Source organism: Vibrio mediterranei (assembly GCF_013364395.1).
In the GTDB taxonomy this organism is placed as follows: Bacteria; Pseudomonadota; Gammaproteobacteria; order Enterobacterales; family Vibrionaceae; genus Vibrio; species Vibrio mediterranei.
In genome coordinates this window covers 2,453,243-2,468,641 of sequence record NZ_JABXGK010000001.1, presented here as the reverse complement: position 1 = coordinate 2,468,641, position 15,399 = coordinate 2,453,243, and the positions used below count along the sequence as shown (strand labels likewise).

The 15,399-nt window shown below is 44.2% G+C and carries 12 protein-coding genes, 2 tRNA genes and 1 pseudogene; 10 read left to right on the top strand and 5 right to left on the bottom strand.

All coding sequences use genetic code 11. The features are described from left to right. The first annotated feature begins 255 nt into the window (after window positions 1–255). The 3 genes from HOP38_RS11460 to HOP38_RS11450 all read left to right on the top strand — a co-directional run bounded on the left by HOP38_RS11460 (window position 256) and on the right by HOP38_RS11450 (window position 4,952). Complete coding sequence (locus tag HOP38_RS11460) at window positions 256–2,259, top strand: NADPH-dependent 2,4-dienoyl-CoA reductase (RefSeq protein ID WP_198558096.1); 2,004 nt, start codon at window positions 256–258, stop codon at window positions 2,257–2,259. 91 nt (window positions 2,260–2,350) lie between these two features. Continuing rightward, the gene (locus tag HOP38_RS11455) at window positions 2,351–2,899 is read left to right on the top strand and encodes an NAD(P)H nitroreductase (RefSeq protein ID WP_198558095.1); all 549 of its coding nucleotides are present in this window, start codon (window positions 2,351–2,353) and stop codon (window positions 2,897–2,899) included. A gap of 100 nt (window positions 2,900–2,999) precedes the next feature. Beyond that, entirely contained in the window at window positions 3,000–4,952 is a 1,953-nt protein-coding gene (locus HOP38_RS11450; protein WP_198558094.1) for a DNA topoisomerase III, read from the top strand. Window positions 4,953–4,970: 18 nt separating this feature from the next. Here HOP38_RS11450 and HOP38_RS11445 read toward each other — a convergent pair. Continuing rightward, window positions 4,971–5,656, bottom strand: a pseudogene (locus tag HOP38_RS11445) (SDR family oxidoreductase). A gap of 54 nt (window positions 5,657–5,710) precedes the next feature. On the opposite strand from HOP38_RS11445, the gene HOP38_RS11440 reads away from it, so the two are divergent. Genes HOP38_RS11440 through HOP38_RS11430 form a run of 3 tightly spaced genes read left to right on the top strand, consistent with a single transcriptional unit; the run spans window position 5,711 to window position 7,368 of the window. Further along, window positions 5,711–6,640: a histone deacetylase family protein gene (locus tag HOP38_RS11440; protein ID WP_198558093.1), complete on the top strand. Its 930-nt coding sequence runs from the start codon at window positions 5,711–5,713 to the stop codon at window positions 6,638–6,640. After that, entirely contained in the window at window positions 6,637–7,125 is a 489-nt protein-coding gene (locus tag HOP38_RS11435) for an NUDIX domain-containing protein (protein WP_006070057.1), read from the top strand. The genes HOP38_RS11440 and HOP38_RS11435 overlap by 4 nt, the downstream gene beginning before the upstream one ends. A 54-nt stretch (window positions 7,126–7,179) precedes the next feature. Continuing rightward, window positions 7,180–7,368: a DUF2986 domain-containing protein gene (locus tag HOP38_RS11430; RefSeq protein ID WP_006070058.1), complete on the top strand. Its 189-nt coding sequence runs from the start codon at window positions 7,180–7,182 to the stop codon at window positions 7,366–7,368. A gap of 367 nt (window positions 7,369–7,735) precedes the next feature. Here HOP38_RS11430 and HOP38_RS11425 read toward each other — a convergent pair. The 4 genes from HOP38_RS11425 to HOP38_RS11410 all read right to left on the bottom strand — a co-directional run bounded on the left by HOP38_RS11425 (window position 7,736) and on the right by HOP38_RS11410 (window position 10,205). Further along, window positions 7,736–7,826: transfer RNA gene (locus HOP38_RS11425), tRNA-Ser, on the bottom strand. Between the two features lie 161 nt (window positions 7,827–7,987). Beyond that, a tRNA-Pro gene (locus HOP38_RS11420) sits at window positions 7,988–8,064 on the bottom strand. Window positions 8,065–8,127: 63 nt separating this feature from the next. Then, window positions 8,128–9,951 (bottom strand): DUF3413 domain-containing protein, encoded by a 1,824-nt coding sequence (locus HOP38_RS11415; RefSeq protein WP_198558092.1) that lies wholly within the window; start codon window positions 9,949–9,951, stop codon window positions 8,128–8,130. Between the two features lie 26 nt (window positions 9,952–9,977). Next, on the bottom strand, window positions 9,978–10,205 hold the full coding sequence (locus tag HOP38_RS11410; RefSeq protein ID WP_006070060.1) for a YejL family protein: 228 nt from the start codon (window positions 10,203–10,205) through the stop codon (window positions 9,978–9,980). Window positions 10,206–10,289: 84 nt separating this feature from the next. Between HOP38_RS11410 and yejK the strand changes: the two genes are divergently transcribed. The 4 genes from yejK to asd all read left to right on the top strand — a co-directional run bounded on the left by yejK (window position 10,290) and on the right by asd (window position 15,334). Further along, a complete protein-coding gene (yejK, locus tag HOP38_RS11405) occupies window positions 10,290–11,288 on the top strand; it encodes a nucleoid-associated protein YejK (RefSeq protein ID WP_031494007.1) in 999 nt (332 codons plus the stop codon). 66 nt (window positions 11,289–11,354) lie between these two features. Next, on the top strand, window positions 11,355–12,662 hold the full coding sequence (locus HOP38_RS11400; protein WP_198558091.1) for an Hpt domain-containing protein: 1,308 nt from the start codon (window positions 11,355–11,357) through the stop codon (window positions 12,660–12,662). Window positions 12,663–12,839: 177 nt separating this feature from the next. Next, complete coding sequence (locus tag HOP38_RS11395) at window positions 12,840–14,042, top strand: chemotaxis protein (protein ID WP_198558090.1); 1,203 nt, start codon at window positions 12,840–12,842, stop codon at window positions 14,040–14,042. A 173-nt stretch (window positions 14,043–14,215) separates the two neighbouring features. Beyond that, the gene (gene asd / locus HOP38_RS11390; protein ID WP_006070064.1) at window positions 14,216–15,334 is read left to right on the top strand and encodes an aspartate-semialdehyde dehydrogenase; all 1,119 of its coding nucleotides are present in this window, start codon (window positions 14,216–14,218) and stop codon (window positions 15,332–15,334) included. The last annotated feature ends 65 nt before the right edge of the window (window positions 15,335–15,399 follow it).

Genomic DNA, 15,399 nt, shown 5'->3' with positions numbered 1-15,399 from the left:
CATCAATTACTAGTGTAGCGTTGGCGTGGCAGATTCGCTGTATGAATAATGTAATTGTACATGCTTGTTGCCACTATCACTCAATCAAGGTTTTAAGTGAATAAAAATTAAAGACTTAACATACTAGATTAAGTTCAAATATTCAGGAAAAAATTTTTAATAATGTTGAGAAAATGTAAACGCTAGTTTGATTTTTTAACCTTTACATAATATTCTGGTCAGACCACAACTATAACAACGGAAGTGAAGTCTGCTATGTACCCGAACTTACTTAAGCCTCTGGATTTAGGATTTACCCAACTACGTAATCGTGTGCTGATGGGATCGATGCACACAGGTCTTGAAGAACACAAGGAAGGACTGCATAAGCTTGCTGCATTTTATGAAGAGCGAGCCAAAGGAGGAGTAGGCTTGATTGTCACTGGCGGATTTGCGCCAAACCTTCGCGGACGTCTTGCCCCTTTTGCTGCTGAATTTAGCAAGCCAAAACATGCCAAAGCGCATAAAGTTGTTACTGAGGCTGTGCATAAGCATGGCGGTAAAATCGCATTGCAAATTCTTCACGCTGGTCGTTATGGTTACCACCCGTTTTCACAAAGCGCATCGAAAATAAAATCACCTATTTCTCCTTTTGCACCTAGTGAAATGAGCAGCCGTCAAATCTGGAAGACTATCGACGCTTATGCAAACAGTGCATCACTGGCGCAAGAAGCAGGGTATGACGGTGTTGAAATCATGGGTTCGGAAGGTTACTTCATCAACCAGTTCATCTGTAAGCGCACCAATGTTCGCTACGATGAGTGGGGTGGTAGTTATGAAAACCGTATCCGCTTGCCGTTAGAAATCGTTAAAGCAGTAAGAGCGGCTGTGGGTAAAGAGTTTATTATCATTTTCCGACTCTCGATGCTGGATCTGGTCGAGCAAGGCAGTACTTTTGAAGAAGTGGTACAGCTTGGCCAGGCGCTTGAGCAGGCTGGCGTAACGATAATCAATACTGGTATTGGTTGGCACGAAGCGAAAGTACCGACGATTGCCACTCAAGTTCCTCGCGGTGCTTTCACCTGGGTAACCGAAAAAATCCGTCCTTATCTCAATGTGCCTGTTATCACGACTAACCGAATAAATACACCGGAAGAAGCCGAGCGGATACTTTCATCAGGGCACGCTGATATGGTCTCGATGGCGAGACCTTTCTTGGCCGACCCAAACTTTATCGCGAAGGCAGAGCAAGGCAAGTCACAACTAATCAATACGTGTATAGGTTGTAACCAAGCGTGCTTGGATAATGCATTCAAAGGCAAGCGCGCCACTTGTTTGGTCAATCCTCAAGCGTGTTATGAAACGGACTTAATCGTCAAGAAGACCGTAAATAGTAAGACCATTGCCGTTGTAGGTGCCGGACCTGCAGGATTAGCGTGTGCGACCATGTTGGCGGAAAAAGGCCATTCTGTGGATCTTTTCGAGAAGAGTGACCGCATTGGTGGCCAGTTCCGTTTAGCGATGCAAATCCCAGGTAAAGAAGAATTCAGAGAAACTATCCGTTACTTTGCCAACCGTATTGAAGAGACCGGCGTCAAGCTACATCTTGACACCGAAGCGACGTCTGACCTGCTACGCGAATATGATGAAGTAGTGATGGCGTCCGGTGTTCAGCCAAGAATGCCCAAGCTTGAAGGTATCGATAACCAAGATAAAGTCATCGACTATCAAACATTGATTCGCGATAAGACACCAGTAGGTGACAACGTGGCGATCATGGGGGCAGGCGGTATTGGGGTCGATGTTGCGAGCATGATTACTGAACCTCATGGTCAGACGTTAGATGACTGGTTACACGAATGGGGCATCGACAAAACCATCGAGCATCCAGGTGGTCTATTCCCATTCCCGGAAGAAGTGACCGATACCAATGTCTGGGTAATGCAGCGTAAAGAAGGCAGAGTAGGTAAAGGCCCGGGTAAAACGACAGGCTGGATCCACAAAAAAACCCTTGAAAAGAGAGGTGTACATCTTTTAGGTGGTGTGACTTATAACAAGATTGATGATCAAGGTCTGCACATTACTGTCAAAGGTGAAGAGCAGTTGATACCCGCAGATAAAGTGGTCATCTGCGCTGGACAAGAGTCTGTAAAACCATTCGAAGACCAGTGGCAAAGCTTTGGTGACAAATTGCATGTTATTGGTGGCGCTGACTATGCTGGTGAACTGGATGCGGTTAGAGCGATTCGCCAAGGTGTCGAATTAGCTGCCAAGCTATAAAGTACATTGAGAACAGTTCTCACTTTTGCTGTCATGGCGTTAACGTTTTGTTATAATGAGCGTTATTACAACAAACAAAAAGGGAAGTGTTATGGATGCCCTAGAACTGTTACTCAATAGGCGGTCGATTGCTCGACTATCAGAACCGGCTCCTGAAGGAGAAGCGTTAGAAAATATTATTAGAGCGGGCTTGCGTGCTCCCGATCATGCAGGACTTACTCCTTGGCAGTTTGTGCTGGCGCAAGGTGATGGCAGACAGAAACTGGCTGATATCTTAAGTGATGCCGCTGCTCAAGCGGGCAGTGAGGAGGCGGTGATTGAAAAAGCTAAGAAAGCCCCTTTTCGTGCTCCTCTAGTCATCACCGTCATTGCGAAAGTGACGCAACATGACAAGGTACCCGCAATCGAGCAGCATCTTTCTGCTGGCTGTGCAGTTCAAGCAATGCAAATGGCGGCTGTAGCTCAAGGCTTCCAAGCATTCTGGCGTTCGGGCAAATGGATGTTTGATGAACACGTTCGTCGGGCGTTTGGCGTTGAGGGTGATGATCAAATCGTTGGCTTTCTCTACGTCGGTACGCCCGGATGTACACCAATGAAAGCGCCAGAGCGTGATTTAAATAAATACGTTAAGTTTCTATAACGGAATATTTAACTGGCTATTTATACAGTTTTTCTTGATTCTTAAAGGTAAGCTTAGTTAAGCTTACCTTTATTTTTTCAGATACCAGTGACCCTTCTCTATGACTCGTCTCTTTATTGCCGAAAAACCCAGCTTAGGGCGTGCTATTGCCGCCGCTTTGCCAAACCCTCAAAAGAAAGGCGACGGATTCATCCAATGTGGGAATGGTGATGTGGTCACATGGTGTATTGGTCATCTGCTTGAGCAGGTAGAGCCTGATGCCTACGATGAGCGTTATAAAAAGTGGAATCTGAATGATCTGCCTATCGTGCCAAATCAGTGGCAACTCAGACCTCGAAAAAGTGCTTCAAAACAGCTCACTGCGGTAAAGAAACTACTAAAAACAGCGACCAGTATTGTTAACGCGGGAGACCCAGATAGGGAAGGGCAACTTCTGGTTGATGAGGTGATCGACTACTGTAAGGTTCCGAAAGCCAAGAAAGATACTGCTCAGCGTTTGTTGATTAGCGATTTAAACCTTCCGGCGGTAAAAAAAGCGCTCAATTCTATGCGCATGAATCAAGAGTTTATTCCACTTTCGGTATCGGCATTAGCACGTTCACGAGCGGATTGGCTTTATGGGATGAATATGTCTCGGGCCTATACGCTTCTCGGACAAAAGGCGGGTTATCAAGGTGTGTTATCTGTTGGGCGAGTACAAACACCCGTGTTGGGATTGGTGGTTCGTCGTGATGAAGAAATCGAGAACTTTGTTCCCAAAGACTATTACACTTTATACGCCTTGATTCCTTACCAAGATTCGCACGCGGCCTTTGACATTCGTGCCAAATGGAAACCAAGTGAAGCCTGCCAACCATGGCAAGATGAAGAAGGAAGAGTGCTGAATAAAAAGCTGGTGGAAAATGTCGCGAGTCGTATTCAAGGACAGCCAGCAAAAGTCACTAAGTCAGAGCATAAGTCGACAAAACAGAATGCGCCTTTACCGTACTCTTTGTCTGCTTTACAGATTGATGCGGCCAAGCGTTTTAATATGAGCGCGCAACAAGTGTTGGATGTTTGTCAGGCTCTGTACGAGAAGCACAAACTGATTACCTATCCACGTTCTGATAACCGATATTTACCTAAAGATCATTTTTACCAAGCGAATGATGTCCTAAGTGCAATAAAGAACAATAGCAGAGAGCATGCTCAGGCGGTTGATGACGCGGACAGCAGTCGTAAGTCTAAAGCGTGGAACGACAGCAAAGTGGATGCACACCACGCTATTATTCCGACACCAAAGAAAACCAGCAGTGTGCTATCTGGGTTTGAAGAGAAAATCTATGGGTTGATCGCGCGTCAGTATTTAATGCAGTTTTATCCAGCCGCGGTGTACGCCGAAGCCATGTTAGAGTTCGATATTCAAGGTGGCTGTTTTATTGCTAAAGGCAAGCGCTTGCAGCAACCTGGGTGGCGAGTCTTGTTAGGGAACTCTGCTAATGAACAAGAGGATGGCGTAGATGCCGTTCCGCCTTTGGAAGTCGGTACCGAACTCATCTGTCGCGAAGGTGTGATCGCAGAGAAGAAAACCGAGCCACTAAGACATTTCACCGAGGCAACATTACTTCAGGCTATGACCGGTATCAGCCGATTCGTTGAAGACAAATCGCTGAAGAAAATCCTACGTGATACCGATGGTATCGGAACAGAAGCAACGCGTGCGGGTATTCTTGATACACTTTTTAAACGCAAGTTGCTTAATCGTCAGGGCAAGTCAGTTATTAGCACTTCTGCAGGAAGAGGTTTAATTCATGCGCTACCTGATGAATCGACCTATCCTGATATGACAGCACACTGGGAGTTTCAGCTGCAAGGCATGGCTGAGAAAACGCAGTCCTATACGCCATTTATGGCAGAGCTCAATAACCGCCTTGAACAGCTTATGCAACAAGTGAAGTCGGGTCCTGTGCCGGACTCTCTCAGAAATTTGCCCAAAGTTGAGAGACCGGCATTTAAGAAACGACGTTTTAGTAAGGGAAAAAAAGCGCCTAGTAAGACCAAGAGCCGCAGCTAATATCGAATGACTAATGACCTACCAAGGAAGTGGTTGACCGTCGAAGTTAATAAATTGGCCTGACTGGTTGGAGTCAGCGTTTTCGATGACCTTGAACAAGCCAGATGCTGATTCTGTGGTTGAGATAAGAGCATTTGGACCGCCCATCTCGGTTTGAACCCAACCCGGATGTAATGCCAGAACGGTAATACCTTCTTGGCTTAAATCGTTACTCAAACTCTTAACTACTGAGTTCAGTGCGGCTTTTGAGGAGCGATAGATGTACCCACCACCTGATGTGTTTTCTGTCATGCTACCAACTTTAGAGGATAAGCACGCAATTTTCCTAACCGCGGAGCGTTGAATTTTGGGATACAGCGCTTCCACCAATTTAAGCGGAGAGATGGTGTTTATTTCTAACACCTTGCGCCACTCATCGATGTCTGTATTGCCGAAACCGTAGCCTTTGGGCCATAATAGCCTGCATTATTGATTACTATATCTAGGTTGGGTAACTGTGCGAGAAGTTGTGGATAGGTTGGATAATCGGTGACGTCAAAGCAGTATGTAGACAGGTTTGACTCACTTACCTCCAGAGACAGCAGCTCCTTAGCGCTGCATGCACTGCGATAAGTGGCGTGTACTTGGTAGCCAGATTGAAGGTATCTTTTGGTAAGAGCAAGACCAATACCTCGATTTGCCCCTGTAATGAATACGGTTTTCATATGTGCTCCCTAACGATAAGATGCTCCCATTATAAATGAAATCTAGAGCGTCTGATGCACAACAACGTTGTTCCTTTGATTTATCACCCTATCTATTCTGATTTACCATTGCCAGAAGGACATCGTTATCCTATCAACAAATACCGTTTGCTGTATGAAGAGGTTGAGCGAAAGTATTTACACTTGGCTGAATCTCCTTTTGTCATAAAAACACCTAGCCCGTTGACGGTAGAGCAAGTGCAACAGGTTCACTGTAGAGACTATGTTGAGGGTTTAGTCACAGGAAGCTTACCTGCAGCGAAGATAAGAAGAATAGGCTTTCCTTGGACAGAGCAGCTTATTCAACGAACACTGATCTCAGCTGGTGGGACGTGTTTAGCAGCACAACAAGCGATGGAGTATGGTTTAGCGATTCACTTAAGTGGCGGTTATCATCACGCTCATTACGATTTTGGTAGTGGTTTCTGCTTGTTCAATGACCTTATTATCGCCGCGCAAAATGCAATAGAGCATGGGATGGAGAAAGTACTGATTGTTGATAGTGATGTACATCATGGCGATGGAAGTGCGACCCTTGCCGCAGGTACTGATCAAATAGTGACTCTATCACTTCATTGCGAAAAGAACTTTCCCGCGAGAAAGCCGTTATCTGATATGGATGTGCCTTTAAGTCGAGGTGCGAGTGACAAAGAGTTCTTGGCAAGCTTCAAGCAGGTGGTTGAACTAGCAATACGACTGCATCAACCCGATCTGATTATTTATGACGCGGGTGTAGATATTCACGAGGACGATGAACTAGGCTATCTACAAGTGACCTTGGACGGAGTATGCCAGCGTGATTTATGGATGCTGGACTACTGTCGAAATAAAGGTATCCCTGTCGCTTGTGTCGTCGGTGGTGGTTATCGAACAGAGCATAGCGATTTAATTCCTATTCACATGTCACTTATCGATGCGGCATACCAGCAAAGGAGCGGCAAATGAAGCACAGAATAAGAGCGGCAGGTATCGCGTTACAAAATAATAAGATACTAATGCTTCGTGTGCGCGACCAATACTCAGGAGAATACTGGATTCCACCAGGTGGTGGCCTTGAGGATTCGGATGTGTCTTCCAAGCAAGCGTTAGTGCGAGAGTTTCGTGAAGAGACTGGGCTTGATGTGACCGTCGGGCCGTTATTGTGTGTACGGGAGTTTCATGAGACCTCATCCGATCGCTACCACGTTGAGTTGTTTTATTTAGTTGAGTCATGGAGAGGAGAGCTTTCTCTAGTTAACCTAGAGGGACTTAATGACTCTGAGTACATTCAACAAGTAGCTTGGGTTGATGTTGAAGATCTCAATCAATACAAAGTCTTTCCAGCTGACATTGTGTCTACGGTACTTCCACTGATTCAAGCCAAGCAGTTTGCGACCCATTTAGGAAGTTATGTCCAAGGAGAGAATGACGATGTGAACCACCTAGATTAACGGCAATAACCTCTGTATGATGCACGACCAACACAGAACCAATGAGTACCTGCGATGAACCGTAAGAAAAAAATCAACCAGATTCATAAAGCGCGAATGAAAAAAGCGAACGCTAAAAAGAATGGCGCAGGGAAGAACAAACCGCGTTACATATCTAAAGCCGAACGTGCGAAGATGGAAGCGGAGCAAGAAGCACAAAATAACAATGAAGTGTTAGATGCGCCTGAACAGGCAACATCATAATGTTTAGCAAGTCTGGTTGAGCAGTTGAAAACTGCTCAACCCCAACCATATCAATTACTTCAACTCTAGCTTCAACTCTAGCTTCAACTCAAATACTGCGTAGTGCAAAAAGTATCTCCAGAAACTCTCAAGCCAAAATACCTTAAATAAGACACACAACATTATGTGTGCGTTTTTAGGAATAGGAATCATCAATCGACCTGCATATTTTATTAATACTAACTGTGCGCCATGAGTCCGGTATAAACCATCACGTCTTTATGGGTGTAGATAAGCACACTGCGGATATTTGATACGTGTTGTTAAGTAGGTGTATAGAAACGCTAGATGCAAAAAAGCCGCTACTTAGTAGCGGCTTTTTTGAATGTGGCGGAGAGATAGGGATTTGAACCCTAGATACGCTATTAACGTATGCCGGTTTTCAAGACCGGTGCTTTCAACCACTCAGCCATCTCTCCGTTGTTGATGCGCATAATAATAGGCATCTTACTGTTTGTAAACCCTTATTTTAACTGTTTGCTGCAATTATAAGCACTTGAATTAAAAAATAGGTCTGGGTGTCTATAAACTAAACATTTCTTCAGTAAAAAGCCCCTAGTTTTCACTAGGGGCTTGAATATGGTCGGACTGACTGGATTTGAACCAGCGACCCCCGACACCCCATGACGGTGCGCTACCAAGCTGCGCTACAGTCCGATGGGATTAATCTAAACCAGAGGATTTTCTAGGTCAAGAGTCCAGAGTTATTAAATCCTTGATTTACTGACTTTTTGCGTAGAAACGTTGTAGTTCTGTGAAGCCTTGCATCAGTATCGGCAGCTTCGGATTCTTATCGTCTAGTTTACGATAGTTGTGATCGTATAAGCTGTAGTTACCAAATTTATCGACAACAGTAGTATCTGTCGGCGTAATTAATGCGAGCTCTCTAGTGTCCCCTGCGATAATCCATTTGCGTTTACGTTCATCAAACAAGTTACGACCACTGCTGTAGTTTTTTACATTCGTGGACACGCCACTTAAGTCTTGCATGATGGTTGCTGAGAGGTCAAGGTGACTGGTCATATGGGTATAGTCTGCAGCCAGTTTTCCAGGCCAATGGACCACCATAGGAACGCGAAGTTGATATTGACTGTAGTTGGTATTAGAGCCCCAACTGCGCGTCTTCGTTTCGTTGAATTCAGTGCCATGATTAGACGTAAGAATAATCACGGTGTTGTTCATCAACCCTTGATCAGCGATTGTTTGCAATATTTTAGCAAACTCACCATCCGCTGCTGTCGCTGCAGCAGAATAAGCAGCAATAAACTGCTGTTCCGGTGATAAGTCAGTGCCTTGTGGTTGATAGGCGTCGAAGTTATCAACGGTCGTAAGCTCTATGTAGCTGAACCAAGGTTTTCCGGCCCCTGATTCAATATCAGCTTGCCAACGTTTGATGGCAGTGAGGTCAGAGACGACAGGTGGGTTCGTTTCACCTTCTTGCTGAACGGTTAGGTCTACCATAGGGAATTTGCGGAATATGGTGTCTCTATAAATATCATCTTCAAAATTATCACCGCTATAGAGTTTGAAACTATAGCCTTGGTCGCGAAGAATTGACATAAACAGAGGCGCAGTCCCTTGAGCTTTGATGCTACTTGCGTAGCTACTTGGCAGACCATACATCAAACCAAATACACCAAAGTCATCATTGCTAGAACTATAGTGATTAGTGAAATTCTGGTTGTTTAGAGCAAAGCCATAACTAACAGGCATGGTCTCCGCAGTTAACATATCGCTGCGTAAGTTATTAATGCTTACGACAAGTACGTTTAAATTTTCTGAGCGACGATTGAACTCTATCTCTGTTAATGGGTAGCTAACAAGGTCTACCGCACCTTCATTCTCTTTCAATTTTTGAAGGTATTCTTCTCTATCCAATAGACCATGCTTTTCCATGAATGACTTAGCTGTCATTGGGTAAGAAAGCGGGAAGTTCGCTTTTTGAATGGTAATTGGATTATAGAAATAAGCATCTGCCCAGATAAAAATCAGGTGGCTAGAAATAAAGCACAAGAAGAACACCGCCGTGAGTGGGCGTCCGACATGCTTGTGGGAGAGTTTACGTTGTTTCTTCCAAACCCACTCTGAAAGTGCCAACTGCGCTAAGAATATTGGCGGTAGCACAATAAATAGATGTTGTAGGTCCGAACTTATCGGGCTACTTTCGTCATTGAACAGTAGCTCCCATACCACCGGAGAAAGGTGTAAGTTGATTGACTGGTATGCTTGAGTATCAATGAGTAGGACTGTGAGTCCGAACGTTGCGAAACAAACGGCAAGCAGCCTAAAGAGCTTGCGCGAAGGAACAATAAACGTTAGCGGAAATAACACTAAAAGATACAAGGCAAATACTAAAAAGCCAAAATGCCCAATCCACGAGGTCAGCAGATAGATCTGCCCCAACAGTGTATCTGGCCATGGCGATGCGGCGATATAACGCGTGCCAACCAACATAGCTGCGATAATATTGAAGAACGCAAACCAGTGTCCCCAACCGACTAGTCGTGAGACTCGTTCACCATATGAATTTTCGCTATCTACCATCTGCCGTTTTTTCTGTCCGTAGTTGATTAGTGTTGGTCTTTAGTTTCTAGAGAAGAAATCAGAGCCTTAGAGAATTTTTCCGCAATTGCTTGGCGTTGTGAAGGAGCAACGTTCTGATTTAAGACATTGGTTGCGATATTGCCTGCAATCATAAGTGAAAGTTCTGCACTTGCGCCATGCTTATCAAGCACTGCTGCAACTTCAGAAAGGATATCTTCAACTTGTTGATCGGTATATTTAGATGTAATTGGCATAAAGACTCTGCTAATGATAATGAAAGCGGCTTATGATACCCTACTCTGCATCACAAACGAAACAGCAACGATAATAATTTCACTATGAGTTTGAACCTATCTAACGTTATTTTACACCAGTTGGCGATAAATGAGCAGGAAGAACTGGTTGTTCATTACCGTGAGGCCCTTTTACCAAACGATAATTCAACCGAAAGCCTTGTTGCTGAGCTTCATCGCGTATTTAATTCGAAAGCAGGAAAAGGATTTGGTTCCTTCACTCAAGAAAGTGACTTCCAAGTTTGGTTGGGTGAGTTGCTAAAAGGTGATAAAGACTTTTACGCATTCTCGCAAGACAGCGCCGAGCGACTAAAAACTGAGTTAGCTAAATACCCATTTGCAGAAGCGGGTACCTTGGTAATGGCACAGTATCAGTCTTTAGCAACCGACTATCTGTTCATTGGTTTGCTGCCTTCATACAACAGCTTGCAAATAACCGAAGGGTTGAACATCGGTTCAATTGATTATCTCGATATCGCCAAGATGGACATTGCCGCACGCATTGACCTAACCAGTTATGACCTAGATAAAAGCTCTAACCGTTATCTTACCTACATCAAAGGTAGGGTAGGTCGTAAAGTAGCAGACTTCTTCCTCGACTTTTTGCAGGCACAGGTGGGGCTGGATACTAAACAGCAAAATACCATTTTGATGCAAGCGGTAGAGGATTATTGTGCGGATGCTCAGCTTGATAAAGATGAAACCGTTAGTTACAAGAAGCAGGTCTTTGATTACTGCAGTGATCAGTTGAAGACTGGTGATGAAGTTCAAATAAAAGAACTGTCCGGAGAGTTACCTAGTAATGAAGGCGCGAGCTTTTTAGATTACACTCAAGAACAAGGCTATGATCTTGAAGACAGTTTTCCAGCAGATCGCTCCACAGTTCGCAAGCTAACAAAATTTGTTGGTGCAGGTGGTGGACTGAACTTAAGCTTTGATAGTCTATTACTGGGTGAGCGCGTATTTTACGATCCAGAAACTGATACATTGACGATCAAGGGGACACCTCCTAATCTCAGAGATCAGTTGACTCGGAACCGATAAAATAACGAAAGCGCTGCCTTGTGTAGCGCTTTTTAGATCGCAAGAACCAAGGAAGGGGAACGGTTGTTGAATTCTTATAAACGTCTTTTTACTGTCGTTGCCATTATTGGCATGATGTGGGCGCTGGCCATTTCGGTTGTCGTTTACCTGACTTCTAAAGAAGATCAAATTAACCATTTAATGGATGAGATATCCATTAGTATCAATAAGCTGCAGCAGACTCTCTTTCTCCCTCAACCTTATCGCTCTAAGTTTTCGGAACAGATAGAGCTTGATATTCAGTTAATACATGCGCAAGCGATTCAACTTAAATCTCTAACCAGCTCGGATCTACTTTCCGACGTATCACACACTGTATATTTGCTAGAACGGTTTGTTGAGCAGGCAGAATTGCTTGCAAGTGATGAAACTCGTCTTGATGAGTTTATCGCGCGAGTTAGCGAGCAAACGCCAACATTTAGTGCAAGTGCAAAAGCGCTAAGTAATCAATTGTCTTATGTAGTATTGGACACATTGTTTAATGAATCTATCGAGCCAAGACAAGTCTATCTGCGTCTAGAAGAAATTCAGCGTGCGGCGTATCAACTACCAGAGGAGGATAGGTTGGAGCTATTAGCTCTGAATTCTCAAGCATCGGTACTACTCTCACAATCTGCGAATACTGAGTTCCTAATCGAACGAGTTGTAAATCACCCGGTGATGCGTGAGCTTTCTCAAAGAACGGATCAATCTAAGCTTATCGTTAATCATCAAATATTAATGATAGTAATGCTAAGTATTGTCGCGATGGCTCTAATCATCCTAATTGCGATCCGGACAATGCGTGTCGCTCAGGATAGTCAATTGCAGCCTACTACCCAGTCATTGGCGACGGAAAGCTCGGTTGAGCAGGAGCTGCACATCTCAGAACCTGAATTAGCACTCGCTGTGGAAATTGAATCACAAGCCGTGCCTAATCAACCCAAAACCGCGCTGAATGTGGAGACTGAGGTAGAAACTGAGCAGCAAGCTCCAGCTCAAAGGAAGGAGCTTTCTGAGGCGATAGATTTCTCAAAGATGTTGAACACTCTTGACGGTGACCGAGAGTCTATGTTGTTGCTATTGGGGGTATTTGTTTCAGAGCACGCGCAAGATGCAGAAAGATTACAACAACATTTAACCGACGACATTGAACAAGCCACGCGTATTGCTCATACGTTGAAAGGCGTTTCTGGAAGTATTTTTGCTGATGAACTTCGTAATGTTGCGACAGTAGCGGAAAAAAGCTTGAAAGAGAGTCAAACACTATCTGAAACAGTGCTCGCTGAGCTGGACAATAATTTACAGCAAGCGATAGTGTCAGCTCAGGCCTACATTGCGAAATCGACGACCTAGTACTTTTAATTAGCGAAAACAGCCTAAGGCTCTCACGCATTTAGGTTAAAGGCTGAAAATGCACCTTGAAAAGAGTTTGTCAAAATCACTCAAAAATACTGACACTTAGCGAGAACTTTGTGTTTTAGAAGTATAATGGATGTGTTGTACATTTATTCACGATCAGAGGCTTTTTTGATGAACGCATTGCGCGCCACTCGCAATTTTCTTTTACTACTGCTCATGGTAGCTCTCTCTGGCTGCTCACTTCTCGAGGTTCAACTCGATAGCCAAACGACCCCGCTGACGAAGCAAGAATTGAATATGCGCTTGATGACGCGAGAATACAGTCGTGAGTTTTTTAGCCAAGTTGAATCAACAGCGGACTCACTTGCGGCTCAGTATCCTGAAAATGACGTGATGAACCAATCGTACGTGTTACTTTGGAAAATCCATGCAGAAGAGGGCCTACAACAAGCTGCTTATCAAGTTTCGCCGACTGCAGGGTTGATCGATTCGTGGGTGTTTACGATCCAGATGAATAACTTTTTCAACCAAGGTAATGGTCAAGCTCTGTTTACAAGTGATGACGCTAAACAAGTGTCTCAGCAACTTAGCAGCGAAATTGATCAGTTAGCAAAATCGTTGTTCAAAGGCGATAGCTACGCAACTAGCAAAGAGTTTGTCGAGAAATTTGCCGCGTTACACCCTTTTGAAAATCTAACTTTTTCTAGAACACCAGCTTATCGTGAGTGGTTAAAAGCGCAGGGAATTGACGAAAGTGAAGTTACAACAACGCTTGGAACCATGCCAGAAGCACTATCGGATGTCTCGGATCGTTTATCTCTTATGTCGGAACAAACACCAAAGCTAATGACGTGGAAAGCGCAGCTGATTGCTCTAAATAGCAACGTAAATGGTGATGACATTCGAGGAGCTATTCAGAGCTTCCAATTAAGTGCAGACGCGTTTCAGGACTTCGTTAACAATAATCCAGAGTACATGAGAGATCTAGCGCAGAAGATGGCGATTGAATTGCAGCCACTACTCAATGATCTGGATGCTAAGACTCAAGATAAGTTGACGCAGTTAAGCGCGGAAAGACAAGCCCTTGATGATATGGTGGCGAGAGAGCGTGAAGAGTTAATTAAAATGGTTGAACGTGAACGGAAGGAAATTGCGCTTATCGTTAATCAAGAGAGAGAACTGTTTGCTCAAGACCTCGACAAGATTTCTCAAGATGTCGTAACGTTAGCTGTAGAAAAACTTATCCAACTGATTAAGAGCACTATTGTTTACTTTATCTTGTTTATTTTGGTGATCTTTTTTGCGCCTCTCGGGCTTGGTTACATCCTTGGTAAGAAGGTTCAAGCAAGAAAAGAAAGTAAAACAAGCGCGTAAATTTATAGAAGCCCCGTATTGGGGCTTTTTTACAACTTAATCTTCTCAAATTAGCAAAACTGGTAGGGTTAGTTAAAAAAAGACACACTTATTGTTACTTTGCTCTTGTGTTATGGCTCGGAAAATTTTATAGATGGAGTAGCCTTTTTTAAATTCACACGGAGAGTAATTCAATGAGAGTAGGTTTAGTTGGTTGGCGCGGCATGGTTGGTTCGGTATTGATGCAGCGTATGGTCGAAGAAAAAGACTTCGACGTTATCGAACCAGTATTCTACAGTACCTCTCAAGTAGGTATCCCTGCCCCTAACTTCGGCAAAGATGCCGGTATGCTTCAAGATGCTTTTGATATCGAAAGCTTGAAACAACTTGATGCAGTCATTACCTGTCAAGGTGGTAGCTACACAGAAAAAGTCTATCCTGCATTACGTCAAGCTGGTTGGAAAGGCTATTGGATTGATGCAGCTTCTACTCTCCGTATGGACAAAGACTCTATCATTACTTTAGACCCAGTGAACTTAGGTCAGATTCAAGATGGTCTAATTAAAGGCACAAACACTTTTGTTGGCGGTAACTGTACCGTGAGCTTGATGTTGCTTGGTTTAGGTGGCCTGTATGAAAAAGGCATGGTCGAATGGATGAGTGCCATGACGTACCAAGCGGCTTCTGGTGCCGGTGCCAAAAACATGCGTGAGCTTATTTCACAAATGGGTGTAGTTAATGATGCTGTCTCTTCAGAGCTTGCAAACCCAGCTAGTTCGATTCTAGACATCGACCGTAAAGTGGCTGAGACTATTCGTTCGTCTTCTTTCCCAACGGATCAATTTGGTGTGCCTTTGGCTGGCTCTCTCATTCCATGGATCGACGTAAAACGCGATAACGGTCAAAGTAAAGAAGAGTGGAAAGCTGGCGTTGAAGCCAACAAGATCCTTGGTACGGATGGCAACCCAATTGCTATCGATGGTACTTGTGTTCGTATCGGCGCGATGCGTTGTCATGCTCAAGCACTCACAATCAAGCTTAAGCAAGATGTACCAATGGATGAAATCGAAGAGATCATCGCCACTCATAATGACTGGGTTAAAGTTATCCCGAATGAGCGTGACATTACCGCTCAAGAACTGACTCCGGCGAAAGTTACCGGCACGATGTCTATCCCTGTTGGTCGTCTAAGAAAGATGGCGATGGGTAATGACTTCTTGAATGCGTTCACTGTAGGTGACCAGTTACTTTGGGGGGCTGCGGAACCGCTACGCCGTACACTGCGCATTATTCTTGCAGAAAAAGCATCGTAATCAATGCATTGAACAATAAAAAAGCCCTCAAGATGAGGGCTTTTTTTGGTATTGGGGGGCGGAAA